The sequence below is a fragment of the Pseudomonas cichorii genome (assembly GCF_018343775.1).
GTDB classification, from domain to species: Bacteria; Pseudomonadota; Gammaproteobacteria; order Pseudomonadales; family Pseudomonadaceae; genus Aquipseudomonas; species Aquipseudomonas cichorii.
The window spans coordinates 3,067,759-3,084,913 of record NZ_CP074349.1 but is presented as its reverse complement, the minus strand read 5'-3'; the positions used below and the strand labels follow the sequence as shown (position 1 = coordinate 3,084,913).

The 17,155-nt window shown below is 63.0% G+C and carries 1 protein-coding gene (cut by a window edge); it reads left to right on the top strand.

Annotated features, from left to right (window positions below; genetic code table 11):
- Positions 1 to 17,155, top strand: the 3' portion of a protein-coding gene (locus KGD89_RS13000) for a non-ribosomal peptide synthetase (protein ID WP_025260215.1). Its footprint begins 584 nt before the window's first position; the window shows 17,155 of its 17,739 coding nt (coding positions 585-17,739); its start codon lies off the left edge, out of view; it ends in the stop codon at positions 17,153 to 17,155.

Genomic DNA, 17,155 nt, shown 5'->3' with positions numbered 1-17,155 from the left:
GCAAGCTCAGACCCTCATGGATCTCGGCCAGGCACCGCTGATTCGTCTGGTCTACGACGAGGCCGACCACGCCCTGGGCGTGAAGGCCGCTTTGCAGTTCCACCATATCGCCATGGACCACAGCGCCCTGGAAGTGGTGCGCCATGAAATTCAGGCTTGCCTGAGTGGGCAGGCCGGCCTGCTGGGTACTCCGGTTCCGTTCCGCAACTACGTTGGGCAGGCCCTGTTGGGCGTCAGCGAGAAAGAACACGAAACGTTTTTCCGCGAAATGCTGGGCGACCTCGATGAACCGACCCTTGCCTACGACCTGCAGGACCTCAGCGGTGATGGCGGCGACATCACCGAATACACCCTGTCTCTGGACCTCGAACTCTGCCGCCGCCTGCGTAATCAGGCGCGGACCCTCGGCATCAGCGTCGCCAGCCTGTTCCACCTGGGCTGGGCGCGAGTGCTGTCAGGCCTGACCGGCCGCCAGCGCGTGGTGTTCGGCACCGTACTCATGGGGCGTCTGCTGGGCGCCGAGGCGACCGAACGTGCTTTGGGTATCTTCATCAACACCTTGCCGATCCGTATCAATCTGGATGCGCAGGACGTTCGCACAGCAGTCAAGGCCACCCATCAGCGCCTGACCACCCTGATGCGCCACGAACATGCGCCGCTGGCTCTGGCCCAGCGTTGCAGCGGTGTGGCCGCACCGACGCCACTGTTCAACGCCTTGCTCAACTACCGCCACAGCTCTGCCCAGACCACAGGTGAAACCTGGCAGGGCATCGAAGTGCTGCACGCCGAAGAACGCAGCAACTACCCGCTGGTGGTGAGCGTCGACGATCTGGGCGACGCCTTCAGCTTTACCGCACAAACCACAGACGGCATCGACCCGCAGCGCACCTGTGCCTATTTTGAACGAGCCATGGAGCATTTGCTGGAGGCACTGGAACAAGCGCCACAGACGCCGGTGGATCGCGTAGACATCCTGCCTGCCGATGAGCGCAAGCGGCTGCTGGAAAGCTTCAATGCCTACCATCTCGATCAGGAAACCGTGCTGACCATCCATCAGCGCATCGAACGTCAGGCCCTCGACCAGCCGGACGCCATCGCCTCGCAAGTGGGCGATCAGCACCTGAGCTACAGCGAACTGAATAGCAAGGCCAATGCCTTGGCCCATCACCTGATCAGCCTGGGCGTGCGCCCGGATGATCGTGTGGCCGTGGTCGCTCGTCGTGGTCTGGAAACACTGGTCGGTTTGCTGGCCGTGCTCAAGGCGGGCGCGGGTTATGTGCCGGTGGACCCGGCTCATCCGGATGAGCGTATCGCTTATCTGTTGAGCGATAGCGCACCGGTGGCCGTATTGACTCAGCAAGCGTTGCTGGCCGGTCTGCCGCCATTGTCGGTGCCGGTGATTGCCTTGGATCGTCAGGATTGGTCCGATCATCAGGACAATCCACTGGTACACGGTCTGAGCGCCGCCAATCTGGCCTACGTGATCTACACCTCCGGTTCCACCGGCCAGCCAAAAGGCGTGATGGTCGAGCACCGCACCCTGAGCAATCTGGTTCACTGGCATTGCGAAGCCTTTGATCTGCACGCAGGCAGCCATACCGCCAGTGTTGCCGGTTTTGGCTTCGATGCCATGGCCTGGGAAGTCTGGCCGGCGCTGTGTGCCGGCGCGACCTTGCATGTGCCGCCTGCGGATGTCAGCAATGAACAGCTGGATTCGCTGCTGGACTGGTGGCTGGCGCAGCCGCTGCAGGTGTCCTTCCTGTCGACCCCTGTTGCCGAATACGCCTTCAGCCGCGATTTGCGTCACCCGACGCTGCGCACCTTGCTGATCGGTGGCGACCGCCTGCGTCAGTTCCACCGTGATCCGGGCTTTGCCGTGATCAACAACTACGGCCCGACTGAAGCCACCGTTGTGGCCACCTCGGGTCAGCTGTTTCCCGATGGCAGCCTGGATATCGGCAAGCCAATTGCCAACACCCAGGTTTACCTGCTGGACGAACATCAGCAACTGGTGCCGTTTGGCGTGGCGGGTGAACTGTATGTGGCAGGCGATGGCGTAGCCCGTGGCTACCTCAACCGTCCTGAAATGACCGCCGAGCGTTTCCTCGACGATCCATTCAGCGAGCAGCCGGGTGCGCGTATGTACCGCACGGGTGACCTGGCGCGCTGGAATGCCGATGGCACGCTGGAGTACCTGGGTCGTAATGACGATCAGGTGAAGATCCGTGGCGTACGTATCGAACTGGGTGAAATCGAAAGCCAGTTGGGTCAGTTGCCGGGTATCGAAGAGGCGTTGGTACTGGCTCGTGAAGACGAACCGGGCCAGCCACGGCTGGTGGGTTATTTCACCGAGCGGGCCGATAGCACGCCGCTGGTGGTGAATGACTTGCGTGCGGCCTTGCTGGAGCAGTTGCCAGCCTACATGGTGCCCAGCGCGCTGGTGCGTCTTGACGCCTGGCCGCTGACGGCCAACGGCAAGGTCGACCGCCGCGCCTTGCCTGTCCCTGATCGCGATGCGCTGTTCACCGGCGAGTATCAGGCGCCGGAAGGCGAGCTGGAAATCGCTCTGGCACAGATCTGGAGCGAATTGCTGCAAGTCGAGCGAGTAGGGCGTCATGACCGTTTCTTTGAGCTGGGCGGTCACTCCCTGCTGGCGATGCGGATGGTTTCTCAGGTGCGTCAGCGCCTGTCGCTGGAGTTGTCGTTGGGCGACCTGTTCGCCGACAGCGCCCTGGCTGCCGTGGCGCAATGCCTGGGCAATGCCGGCAAGAATGAGCTTCCACCCATCGAAGTGCTGCCGCGCAGCGGGGCGGTTCCACTGTCTTTCGCCCAGCAGCGGATCTGGTTCCTGGCGCAGATGGAAGACGCCAACAGCGCCTACAACATTCCACTGGGCCTGCAACTGACTGGCCAACTGGACACCCGCGCATTGAGGCGCGCACTGGAACGCATTGTTGCGCGTCACGACAGCCTGCGCAGCCGTTTCACTCAGGAAGACGGAGAAGCCTCGGTACAGGCCGCACCCGAAAACGTGGTTCCGGAGCTGACCTGGCAGGACTTGCGCGATCAGGACGAGCAGGCCTTGCAGGCCGTGGTCAAGGAGGAAGCCGAACAGGCTTTCGACCTGAACCATGAATTGCCGATCCGGGGTCGTCTGCTGTGCCTGGCCGAAGATCGTCATGTGCTGTTGCTGACCGTGCACCACATTGTTGCTGACGGCTGGTCCCTGGGTGTTCTGACCCGCGAACTCACCGCGCTGTACAAGGCATTCAGCCAGGGCCTCGATGACCCGCTGCCGCCACTGGCCTTGCAATACGCCGACTACGCCGTCTGGCAGCGCAACTGGCTGGACAGCGAAAGGCTGAGCAGCCAGGGCGATTACTGGCATCAGGCGCTTTCCGGCGCGCCAGTCTTGCTGACCCTGCCGACCGACCGGCCTCGTCCGGACCGTCAGGACTACAGCGGCGTCAGTCTTCCTGTGCGTTTCGATGCGCGCCTGAGCACCGAAATCAAAGCTTTATGCCAGCGCCATGGCGTGACGCCGTTCATGCTGTTCATGGGTGCCTGGTCCGTGTTGCTGGCGCGTCTGTCCGGTCAGGACGAAGTGGTCGTGGGTACGCCGGTGGCCAACCGTCGTCGTGCCGAGGTCGAAGGGCTGATCGGCCTGTTCGTGAACACCCTGGCCGTGCGTGTCGATACTTCGGGCGAGCCGGATGTCACTGAACTGCTGGCTCGCATCAAGACTCGCGTGCTGGAAGCTCAGGAACATCAGGACCTGCCATTCGAGCAGGTTGTCGAGCGCTTGCGGCCACCACGCAGCCTGGCCCATAGCCCGCTGTTCCAGACCTCCCTGGCCTGGGACGGCAGTCAGGGGCTGGAACTGCATCTGGGCGATCTGCGCCTGGAGCCGCTGGGCGATCAACCGACTTTTGCCAAGTTCGACTTGACCCTGAGCATGGGCGAAACCGACGAAGGTTTTGCCGGCGCCCTGGATTACGCAACTGCATTGTTCGATGCAGCCACTGCCGAGCGTTATGTGTCTTACCTGGAGCCTTTGCTGTGGAGCATGGTCGGCAGCGATCAGGCCGTTCCGGCACAGGCCGAACTGCTCAAACCCCAGGAGCGTCAGCGTTTGCTGGTGGATCTCAACGCCAGTGAGCAGGATTTCGTACTCGATCAGCCTGTGCAGGCGCTGTTCGAGGCTCAAGTCGCAAGTACACCGGATGCCGTGGCCCTGGAAAGCGAAGGCGTTCGTCTGAGCTATCGCCAGCTCAACGAGGCCGCCAACCGTCTGGCCCATCACCTGATCGGTCAAGGCGTACAGGCTGACAGCCGGGTTGCAGTCTGCCTGGAACGTGGCCCGAACCTGCTTATCGGTCTGCTGGCCGTGCTCAAGGCCGGTGGTGCCTACGTGCCACTGGATCCGGGCTACCCGACCGAGCGCCTGGCCTACATGCTGGCCGACAGTGGGGCCCTGACCTTGCTGGCGGATGCCGCGACTCAGGAGCGTTTTGCCGATAACACTCTGCAACTGGTGAACCTGGATGCCAGTACCTGGGCAGCGCAATCCGCTGAAAACCCGGTGGTGCCAGGCCTGAACGCCGACCATCTGGCGTACGTGATCTACACCTCCGGCTCCACCGGCACGCCGAAAGGTGTGATGGTCGAGCACCGTGGCCTGTGCAACCTGGTGCAATGGAGTTCGCAGTTGATTCTGCCAACCCCTGAAGGCGCCTTGCTGCACAAGACGCCTGTCAGTTTCGATGCGTCGGTATGGGAACTGTTCTGGCCGCTGTGCGCCGGTCTGCGTCTGGTACTGGCGCGTCCGGACGGGCATCGTGATCCGGCCTATCTGGCGCAGTTGATCATCGAGCGGCAGGTCAGCGTGGTGCAATTCGTACCGGCCTTGCTGCAACAGTTCCTGGAACTGGAAGAAAGCAGCCAGTGCAACTCTCTGACCGATATCGTCTGCGGTGGTGGCGAACTGACCGAGGCGCTGGCCCGACAGGTGCGTCAGCGCATGCCTGGCGTGCGCCTGCATAACGTCTATGGCCCGACCGAAACCACGGTGGATTGCAGCGTCTGGACCCTGGAGCCTCAGGACTCCGTGCCAGACAGCGCATTGCCTATCGGCCGCCCGATCAGCAATACCCGCCTGTATGTACTGGATGCCTGTGACCAGCCCGTGCCTCAAGGTGTGGTGGGCCAGTTGCACATCGGCGGTGCCGGTGTCGCTCGTGGCTACCTGAACTTGCCGCACATGCAGGCCGAGCGTTTCATCGACAGCCCGTTCGTTGCAGGTGACCGCCTGTACCGCAGTGGCGACCTGGTGCGTCAGCGTGCAGACGGCACTCTGGAGTTCCTGGGGCGTAATGACTTCCAGGTGAAGTTGCATGGCCTTCGTATCGAACTGGGCGAGATCGAGGCACGACTGGCCACCCATCCGGCCATTCGTGAAGCGGCAGTCCTGCTGCATAACGAACGTCTGGTGGCCTGGTTCAGTTGCCATGAAGGCCAGGAAACCCCGGGCATCGAAGCCCTGCGCGAATACGTGCTGGCCGGGTTGCCGGACTACATGGTGCCTTCGGCCTATGTCGCGCTGGCTACCTTGCCCCTGAGCCCCAACGGCAAGCTCGACCGTGCCGCCTTGCCGGAGCCGGGCGCACAGGCCGTGCTGAGCCGCAACTACGAAGCGCCTCAAGGCGAGACAGAAACACAGCTGGCTGCACTTTGGGCCGAGCTGCTGCATGTAGAAACAGTCGGTCGTCAGGACAACTTCTTCGAGCTGGGCGGGCATTCGTTGCTGGCCGTGACCCTGATTGCCCGGATGCGCCGCTTGGGCATGACCGCGGATATCCGCGTGTTGTTTGCCCAGCCGACTCTGGCTGCTCTGGCCAACTCCGCCGACAACAGCATCGGCAGCGAACTGCAAGTGCCAGCCAACCGGATTGGCGCAGATTGCCAGCACATCACCCCGGACCTGCTGCCTCTGGTAGCGCTGGAACAGGACGCTATCGACCGTATCGTCGCCAGCGTTCCCGGTGGTGCAGCCAACGTGCAGGACATCTATCCGCTGGGGCCGTTGCAGGCGGGGATTCTTTACCATCACCTGGCTGCAGGCGACAACGATCCGTATTTGCTGCAACCGCAGTTCGCCTTTGCTGACGAATCACGCCTCGAAGCGTTCAGCCACGCATTGCAGCGGGTCATCGAGCGTAACGACATCCTGCGTACCGCGCTGCTCTGGGAAGGTTTACAGGCACCGGTACAAGTGGTCTGGCGTGAGGCTCGTCTGAAAGTCGACGAGATTCCGCTGCAAGACCTGGCCAGCGCGCCACGCATGGACCTGACCCAGGCTCCGCTGCTGCATCTGGTGCATGCCCGTGATCCGGTCACCCAGCGGATTTCCGCTGTGCTGCGCTTCCATCACGTGGTCATGGACCACGTGGCCCTTGAGGTGCTGGGCCACGAGTTGCAGGCCATGCTCCTCAATGAAGAAGCACAGCTGGCGGCACCGGTGCCGTATCGCAACTATGTCGCTCAGGTCCTGCAAGGCCCGGGCGATGAAGCCCATGAAACCTTCTTCCGCGAACAGCTGGGCGATATCGACGAGCCGACCCTGCCTTACGGCCTGCCCGTGGCGGCTGGCGAGGGTGAACTGAGCGAAGCGCGACTGCCGCTGGATGTCGCCTTGTGCGGCAAGGTTCGCGAGCAAGCCCGGCAACTGGGTGTCAGCGCCGCAAGCCTGATGCACCTGGCCTGGGCTCAAGTGTTGGGCCAGTTGTCCGGCCGCGACAGCGTGGTGTTTGGCACGGTATTGCTCGGACGTCTGCAAGGTGGCGAAGGTGTGGAGCGTGCTCTTGGCGTGTTCATCAACACCTTGCCGCTGCGCATCGATCTGGGCGACCAGCCGGTACGTGACGCGGTACTCGACACCCATCGCCGCCTGACCGGCCTGCTTGCCCACGAGCATGCACAACTGGCCCTTGCCCAGCGTTGCAGTGCCTTGCCGGCTGGCGCGCCGTTGTTCAGCACGCTGCTCAATTACCGCCACAGCGCGGCACCTCAGGCCAGGGACGAGGCGGCCAGTACTGCCTGGCAAGGCATCGACGTGCTGAATGCCGAAGAGCGCAGCAACTATCCGTTGACCCTGAGCATCGACGATCTGGGCGAAACCTTCAGCCTGACCGCTCAGGCGGCACAAGGCATCGATGCCCAGCGAGTCTGCGGTTACCTACAGGAAGCCGTGGCCAATCTGGTCGAGGCGCTGGAGCAGCAGCCTGAAAACGGCCTGCAGCAGTTGTCGGTGCTGCCAGCGGCAGAGCGTCAGCGCCTGCTGGTGGGTTTCAATATCACCCGTCGCGATTACCCTCGCGAATTGCCGGTGCATCGCCTGTTCGAGCAGCGCGCAGCCGCGCATCCTCAGGCCGTGGCCACCGTGCATGGCAGTCTCTCGCTGAGCTATGGCGAACTGAACGAACGCGCCAACCGTCTGGCTCATTACCTGATCGGTCAGGGCGTCAAGCCCAACGATCACGTGGCCATCCTGCTGCCGCGTTCCATTGACATGCTGGTCGGCCAACTGGCCATCGGCAAGTGCGCAGCAACCTATGTGCCGCTGGACATCAATGCACCCGCCGAGCGTCAGGTCTACATGATCGAAGACTGCAAGGCTGTGTTCGTGCTGGCTCAGCGTGCTGCGTCGATTGACTCTGCCACCCCGCGCATCGACCTGGACCAGTTGGTTCTGGACGATCAGCCGGCCCATGATCCGGCTCTGGTGCAGAACTCCAACAGCGTGGCGTACGTCATGTACACCTCCGGTTCCACCGGCGCACCGAAAGGCGTGTGCGTGCTGCATCGCGGCATTGCCCGTCTGGTGCTGAACAATGGCTTTGCCGACTTCAACGAACAGGACCGTGTTGCCTTCGCTTCCAACCCTGCGTTCGATGCCAGCACCATGGAAGTCTGGGGCGCTTTGCTCAACGGCGGGCAACTGCTGATCATCGACCACCAGACCCTGATCGACCCGGCGCGCCTCAGCGATGCCTTGCGCACTGTCAGCGTGCTGTTCCTCACCACCGCGCTGTTCAACCAGTACGTGCAACTGATCCCCGAAGCACTCAAGGGCCTGCGCTACCTGATGTCCGGCGGCGAGCGTGCCGATCCGGCCAGCTTCCGCGCCATGCTGGAACATGGGCCGGGCCCGCGTCTTGTAAACGGCTATGGCCCGACCGAAACCACCACCTTTGCCACCACCAACGAAGTGCGTGAAGTGGCTGAAGGTGCCGAGTCGGTATCGATTGGCCGACCTATCGGCAATACCAGCATCTATGTGCTGGATGCCCATCAGCGTCTGGTGCCGCAGGGTGTTATCGGCGAGCTGTACATTGGCGGCGATGGCGTGGCGCAGGGTTATCTGAACCGTCCGGACCTGACTGCCGAGAAATTCCTCACCGACCCGTTCAGCGATGAGCCAGGTGCCACGATGTACCGAACCGGCGACCTGGGTCGCTGGCTGGAAGATGGCCAGCTGGAATGCCTGGGCCGTAACGACGATCAGGTCAAGATCCGCGGTTTCCGCATCGAACTGGGCGAAATCGTCAGCCGTCTCCACGAGCTGCCGAGTGTCCGCGATGCCGTGGTGCTGGCCCGGGAAGACGAGCCGGGGCGCGTGCGCCTGGTGGCCTACTTCACCCAGCATCAGGACGCCGAAGCCCTCACGTCCGAGCAGATGCGTACGGCCTTGCAGGCCAACCTGCCGGAATACATGGTGCCAGCGGCGTTCGTCGAGCTGGAAACCCTGCCTCTGACCGCCAACGGCAAGCTCGACAGCCGTGCCTTGCCTAAGCCGGATCGCTCGGCGCTGTTCGGCATGACCTATGAAGCGCCACAAGGCGAGGTCGAAATCGCTCTGGCACAGATCTGGGCCGAAGTGCTGCAGGTCGAGCAGGTGGGTCGCCACGATCACTTCTTCGATCTGGGCGGGCATTCCCTGCTGGCCATGCGCATGGTTTCTCAGGTTCGCCAGCAACTGGGTGTCGAGTTGCCGCTGGGTGAACTCTTTGCCCTGGGCGAACTGGCCGCTGTGGCTGCCGCCGTTTCCGGTATCGAACGTACCGAACAGGCGCAGATTCTGCCGGCCTCTCGCGACCAGTCGTTGCCGTTGTCCTTCGCCCAGCAGCGCCTGTGGTTCCTGGCGCAGATGGAAGGTGGCAACGAGGCGTACAACATCCCGATGGCCTTGAGCCTGCAGGGCGCACTTGATGTGCCTGCGCTGTCCCGTGCCCTGGCTCGTATCATCGAGCGTCACGAAACCCTGCGCAGCCGCTTTGTCGCCCTTGAAGACGGTGCAGAAGTGCTGTTTGCGCCGGTGTCCGATGAAGTCGTGCTGCCGGTGGAAGACCTGCGCCATAACCCTGAAGCCCTGGCTGAACGGGTTCGCACAGAAGCTGCGGCACCTTTCGACTTGACCCACGGGCCGGTGATTCGTGGCCGCCTGCTGCAAGTGGCCGACGATAATCACGTGTTGCTGCTGACTGTGCATCATATCGTCGCGGACGGTTGGTCCATGGGCGTGCTGACCCGCGAACTGCTGGCTCTGTACCCGGCCTTGCGTGTGGGTGAGGCTGATCCTTTGCCGGCACTGGCGATCCAGTACGCCGACTATGCCGTCTGGCAGCGTCAATGGCTGACGGGCGAGCGTCTGCAACAGCAGTCCACCTACTGGCGTGAAGCACTGGGCGGCGCACCGACGCTGCTGATGCTGCCCACCGACCGGCCACGTCCGGCTCAGCAGGACTTCGCGGGCGGTAGCCTGGCGGTACACCTGAATGCAAATCTGAGCAGCGGTCTGCGGGCCTTGGCCCAACGTCAGGGCGTGACACTGTACATGACGCTGATGACGGCCTGGGCGACGCTGCTGGCGCGCCTGTCCGGACAGAACGATGTGGTGATCGGCAGCCCGATGGCAGGCCGTGGTCGCACCGAACTGGAAGGGCTGGTCGGCCTGTTCGTCAACACCCTGGCCGTGCGCATCGATACCTCGGGCGCTCCAACCGGAAAATCCTTGCTGGCACAGGTCAAGAAACGTGTTCTGGAAGCCCAGGACCATCAGGACCTGCCATTCGAGCAGGTGGTGGAGATCGTACGGCCGGAACGCAGCCTGGCTCACGCGCCACTGTTCCAGACCACCTTGAACTGGCTGGCAGGCGAAGGTTCGGTTCCGGCAATGGACGGGCTGATCGTCTCGCCGGTCGAGCAGGCCAGTCAGGTGTCCAAGTTCGACCTGTCGCTGAACCTGGGCGAGCAGGGCGAAACACTGGTCGGTACGCTGGACTACGCGCTGGCGTTGTTCGACGAAGCCACCGTGGGTCGTTACGTTCATTACTTCGAGCAACTGTTGCAAGCCCTGGTGGCCAACGAACAGACGGTGCTGGATCAAGTCACGCTGGTGGGCGAGCAAGAGCGTCAGTACCTGCTGGAGGCACTCAACGCTACAGGTCTGGAAATCCCGCAAGGTCAAACCATCCATGGTTTGATCGAGGCGCAGGCTGTTCAACGACCTGATGCCATCGCCTCGCAAGTGGGCGATCAGCACCTGAGCTACAGCGAACTGAATAGCAAGGCCAATGCCTTGGCCCATCACCTGATCAGCCTGGGCGTGCGCCCGGATGATCGTGTGGCCGTGGTCGCTCGTCGTGGTCTGGAAACACTGGTCGGTTTGCTGGCCGTGCTCAAGGCGGGCGCGGGTTATGTGCCGGTGGACCCGGCTCATCCGGATGAGCGTATCGCTTATCTGTTGAGCGATAGCGCACCGGTGGCCGTATTGACTCAGCAAGCGTTGCTGGCCGGTCTGCCGCCATTGTCGGTGCCGGTGATTGCCTTGGATCGTCAGGATTGGTCCGATCATCAGGACAATCCACTGGTACACGGTCTGAGCGCCGCCAATCTGGCCTACGTGATCTACACCTCCGGTTCCACCGGCCAGCCAAAAGGCGTGATGGTCGAGCACCGCACCCTGAGCAATCTGGTTCACTGGCATTGCGAAGCCTTTGATCTGCACGCAGGCAGCCATACCGCCAGTGTTGCCGGTTTTGGCTTCGATGCCATGGCCTGGGAAGTCTGGCCGGCGCTGTGTGCCGGTGCGACCTTGCATGTGCCGCCTGCGGATGTCAGCAATGAACAGCTGGATTCGCTGCTGGACTGGTGGCTGGCGCAGCCGCTGCAGGTGTCCTTCCTGTCGACCCCTGTTGCCGAATACGCCTTCAGCCGCGATTTGCGTCACCCGACGCTGCGCACCTTGCTGATCGGTGGCGACCGCCTGCGTCAGTTCCACCGTGATCCGGGCTTTGCCGTGATCAACAACTACGGCCCGACTGAAGCCACCGTTGTGGCCACCTCGGGTCAGCTGTTTCCCGATGGCAGCCTGGATATCGGCAAGCCAATTGCCAACACCCAGGTTTACCTGCTGGACGAACATCAGCAACTGGTGCCGTTTGGCGTGGCGGGTGAACTGTATGTGGCAGGCGATGGCGTAGCCCGTGGCTACCTCAACCGTCCTGAAATGACCGCCGAGCGTTTCCTCGACGATCCATTCAGCGAGCAGCCGGGTGCGCGTATGTACCGCACGGGTGACCTGGCGCGCTGGAATGCCGATGGCACGCTGGAGTACCTGGGTCGTAATGACGATCAGGTGAAGATCCGTGGCGTACGTATCGAACTGGGTGAAATCGAAAGCCAGTTGGGTCAGTTGCCGGGTATCGAAGAGGCGTTGGTACTGGCTCGCGAAGACGAACCGGGCCAGACGCGACTGGTGGCCTATTTCATCCAGCAGGCCAATACAACGCCGACTTCTGTCACCGAATTGCGTGCCGAACTGTTGACTGTCTTGCCTGGCTATATGGTGCCCAGCGCCTTTGTGCGCCTGGCCGCCTGGCCTCTGACGGCCAACGGCAAAGTCGATCGTCGCGCCTTGCCTGCTCCGGATCGTGATGCATTGCCGGGTCGTGACTACGAGGCACCGCAAGGTCAGCTGGAAACCGATCTGGCCGAAATCTGGAGCGAGTTGCTGCAAGTCGAGCGAGTAGGGCGTCACGACAACTTCTTTGAACTGGGCGGTCATTCGTTGCTGGCGGTTACGCTGGTGGCGCGCATTCGTCGTCTCGGGCTGGAAGCCGATATCCGCGTGCTGTTTGCCCAGCCAACCCTGGCCGCTCTGGCCAGCGGCATCGGCAGCAGCCATGGCGTGCAAGTGCCGGCCAACCTGATCACGGCGGATTGCTCACGCATTACGCCGGATCTGTTGCCGCTGGTGACGCTGGATCAGCCTGCCATCGACCGTATCGTCGCCAGCATTCCTGGCGGTGCTGCGAACGTGCAGGACATTTACCCGCTGGGGCCGTTGCAGGCCGGTATTTTCTACCATTACCTGACGTCGGTTGAGGACGATCCTTACCGCTTGCAGGCGCGCTTTGCCTTTGCCAATCGCGAACGTCTGGACGCTTTCTGCTCTGCCTTGCAGCGCGTCATCGCCCGTAACGATGTGCTGCGCACCTCGCTGAGCTGGGAAGGTCTGGAAACGCCGGTACAGGTGGTCTGGCGCAATGCCGAACTGCCGGTGGTCGAAGTGCCGCTGGCCGCCTTGAGCGACGCCGAGCCGCTGAATCTGGACGCGGCACCGCTGTTGCGTCTGGTGCATGCCGATGATCCGGACAACCAGCGCATCGTCGCCGTGCTGCTGTTCCATCACCTGATCATGGACCACATGGCGCTGGAGCTGCTGAGCCACGAGTTGCAAGCCGTATTGCTGGGCCTTGAGGCGCAATTGCCTGAGCCGGTGCCGTATCGCAACTACATCGCTCAGGCTCTGCTGGGGCCTGGCGATGAAGCCCATGAAGCGTTCTTCCGCGAGCAACTGGGTGACCTGGACGAACCAACCTTGCCTTACGGTCAGGCGACGTTGCCGGGCGCGGATGTGCCAGGCGAAGCCCGTCAGCGTCTGGATGGCGCCTTGTCCCGTCGGGTCCGCGATCAGTCCCGCCAGTTGGGCGTCAGTGCCGCAAGCCTGATGCATCTGGCCTGGGCTCAAGTGCTGGGCCACTTGTCCGGTCGTGAAAAAGTGGTGTTCGGCACCGTGTTGCTCGGACGCTTGCAGGGCGGTGAAGGGGTTGAGCGCACCCTGGGTGTGTTCATCAACACCTTGCCGCTGCGTATCGACCTGGGTAACCAGCCGGTGCGCGACGTGGTTCTGCAAACCCATCGCCGCCTGACCGGGCTGTTTGCCCACGAGCATGCGCCGCTGGCACTGGCCCAGCGTTGCAGCGCCTTGCCAGCGGGTGCGCCTTTGTTCAGCGCGCTGTTCAACTATCGCCATAGCGCGGCACCGCAAGCTGCCGACGAAGCGGCCAGCACGGCCTGGCAGGGGATCGAGTTGTTGCAGGCGCAAGAGCGCAGCAACTATCCGCTGACCTTGAGCGTCGACGATCTTGGCGAGGATTTCGAGCTGAGCGCGCTGACCTCGGCGGGTATCGATGCACGGCGTATCTGCGCGTACCTGATCAACGCCGTGGAAGGTTTGATGGCGGCTCTGGAGCAGGCACCGCAGACACCGGTCGAGGCGCTGGGCATCCTGCCGGTGGCCGAGCGGGTCGAATTGCTGGAAGGCTTCAACGATCACCTGGCCGAGCATGAAACGGCACTGACCGTTCACCAGCGCATCGAGCAGCAGGCGGTTGTGCAGCCTGATGCCATTGCCGCGCAAGTGGGCGGTCATCACTTGAGCTACAGCGAGTTGAATCGCCGTGCCAATGCGCTGGCCCATCACCTGATCGGCCAAGGCGTGCGCCCGGATGATCGGGTGGCGGTGGTTGCCCGTCGCGGGCTGGAAACCCTGGTCTGCCTGCTGGCTGTGCTCAAGGCGGGCGCGGGTTATGTGCCGGTCGACCCTGGCCATCCGGACGACCGCATCAGCTACCTGCTGGAGAACAGTGAGCCGGTAGTAGTGCTGACTCAGCTCGACCTGCTGGCGCGTCTGCCTGAACTGCCGGTGCCGGTGATTGCCCTTGATCGTGCGGACTGGGCGGCCAGTCCAGAGAACCCGCTGGTTCCGGGCCTGACCTCGGCCAACCTGGCCTATGTGATCTACACCTCGGGCTCTACCGGCCTGCCCAAGGGCGTGATGGTCGAACACCACACCCTGAACAATCTGGTGGACTGGCATTGCCAGGCCTTCGACTTGAAAGCTGGCAGCCACACCGCCAGCGTGGCGGGTTTTGGCTTCGATGCCACGGCCTGGGAAATCTGGCCAGCTCTGTGTGCCGGTGCCGTGCTGCACATTCCACCAGCCGAGGTGGAAAACGAACAGCTTGATACGCTGCTTGACTGGTGGCTGGCTCAGCCGCTGCAAGTGTCCTTCCTGCCGACGCCGGTGGCCGAGTACGCTTTCAGCCGCGAGCTGCGTCATCCGACCCTGCGCACCTTGCTGATCGGTGGCGACCGCCTGCGTAACTTCAACCGCGATCCGGGCTTTGCCGTAGTGAACAACTACGGTCCGACCGAAGCCACAGTCGTGGCCAGTTCCGGGACCATGGAAGTGGGCGGCGTGCTGCACATCGGCAAGCCGGTGACCAATGCCCGTCTTTATGTGCTGAACGAACGTCAGCAGCCGGTGCCGCTGGGCGTGCCGGGCGAGTTGTACATCGGCGGTGCCGGTGTTGCTCGTGGCTACCTGAACCGTCCGGACCTGACCGCCGAGCGCTTCCTCGACGATCCGTTCACTGCGCAGCCGCAAGCACGGATGTATCGCACCGGCGACCTGGTGCGCTGGCTGGTCGACGGAACCCTGGAATACCTGGGCCGTAACGACGATCAGGTGAAGATCCGCGGTGTGCGTATCGAACTGGGCGAGATCGAGCAGCAACTGGCTCTGTGCCCAGGCATCGGCGAAGTCGTGGTCACCACCCAGCGTCTGGAACAGGGGGCGTTGCGTCTGGTGGCGTACTTCACCCGTCTGGACCCTGAACTCGACGGCAGCACCTTGCGCACCCATCTGTTGGGCCGCTTGCCGGAATACATGGTGCCAGCCGCTTATGTCGGCCTCGATGCACTGCCACTGACCCAGAACGGCAAGGTTGACCGCCGTGCGCTGCCGGTACCGAGCCTGGATGCCATGGCGACTGCCACCTATCAGGCACCAGAAACACTGCTGGAAGAACGTCTGGCCGAACTGTGGGCCGAGGTGCTGGAAGTCGAGCGAGTAGGGCGACACGACAGCTTCTTCGAGCTGGGCGGTCATTCCCTGTCGGCGATCCGTCTGGTCAGCCTGATCCAGAAGTCCGGTGTGCCGCTGACTCTGGCCGAGCTGTTCCAGCACTCCAGTATCGCTGCGCTGGCCGGTCTGCTTGACCAGCGTCCAGCCGGGCCGACAGAAGCTGAAGAGGTTATTACCGTGCGTGCGGACGGCAAACAGTCGCCGTTGTTCCTGGTCCATGACTTCACCGGCCTGGATGCCTACTTCCCGGTGCTGGGCCGTCACCTGGAAGGCGACTTCCCGATCTACGGATTGCCGGGCATTGGCCTGGGGCAACCGCAACTGCACACCATGGAATGCCTGGCGGCGCGTCTGGTTGGGCTGATTCGCGACGTGCAGCCACAGGGCCCGTACCGTCTGGCTGGCTGGTCGTTCGGCGGGGTGCTGGCTTATGAAGTTGCCACGCAACTGCTGGGCATGGACGAGAAGGTCGACTTCCTGGGCCTGATCGACACCTACGTGCCGCGTCTGACCGATCAGGGCAAGGCGCGCTGGCAAGGGCCGAACCTGCTGGAGCGGCAACTGCTGTCGCACTGCACCGCGCACTGGAAGGCTCAGGGCGAAGCGGGTGTTGCACCACTGGCGCGTCTGGCTTCCATTCTGGAGCAGCCGGCCATGCCGGGCTTCGAGGCGCTGCTGTTGCTGTGTCGCGACGAACAACTGCTGCATCCGGAACTGGCTCAGGCCAGCGATCAGCAACTGCAGCACTTCCTTGAGCGGGAAGTGGCCCATGGTCATGCCCTGGCCCATTACCGACTGGAGCCCATCAGCCTGGCGGTGCACCAGTTCCGTGCCGAGGAGCGTCCGATGGCGCCGGCCGGAACCAGCGCGACCCTGGGGTGGGCCGAGGCCTTGCAACCGGGTCAACTGCACAGCATCGATGTGCCGGGCGATCACCAGACCATGATGCAGGCACCTCATGTGCAAGTGCTGGGTCAAGCCATCGCTCAGGTGCTGGCGGTGGAACCTGCCAAGGCTACGGCAGCGCCTGGCTATCAGGCCTTGCTGGCGATCCAGAGCGGCAAGAACGGCAAGACTCCGCTGTTCTGCATACCGGGTGCCGGTGACAGCGTCACCAGCTTTATCGGCTTGGTGGAGGCATTCGGGCCGGACTGGCCGATCTACGGCCTGCAACCACGTGGCCTGGACGGGCGCAGCGTTCCCCATAGCCAGGTCGAGGCCGCGGCAGACCGTTACGTGCAGGAAATCGAGGATTTCTACCCGCAAGGTCCGCTGCATCTGGTCGGCCATTCCTTTGGTGGCTGGGCGGCTCATGCCATGGCGGTGAAGCTTCAGGCACGTGGCCGGGAAGTGGCTTCCCTGACGCTGATCGACAGCGAAGCGCCCGGCGGCCAAGGCGTGCTCAGCAAGCCTTACACCACCACAGCGGCGTTGAAGGAGCTGATTGAGGCGCTGCAGATTTCCAGCGGCAAGCGTCTGGACCTTGACCAGCAAGGCTTCACCGACGGCGATGATGCCACCCAGTTGCGGATGCTGCAGGAAGCTATGGTTCGTGCCGGCCTGTTGCCGCCACGCCTGGCGCCACAAGCTCTGCACGGGATCTTCCGCACCTTCGCCACGGCCTTGCGCACCGTTTACCTGCCAGGCCAGGGCTACACCGGGCCGGCCAGTCTGGTGCGGGTGACGGACACGCGCCTGGATGCCGAAGCCAACCTGATCGAGCAGGCCGCCATGGCTGTCGGCTGGCAGCATCTGTTGCCGCAACTGGCGATCTGGGATGGCCCGGGCAACCACTTCAGCATCCTCAAGGCGCCAGACGTCTACAGCCTCGCTGCATGGTGGTACGACAGGCTGACAGTCGGGGTCGAGGAAACGCTGTCATGA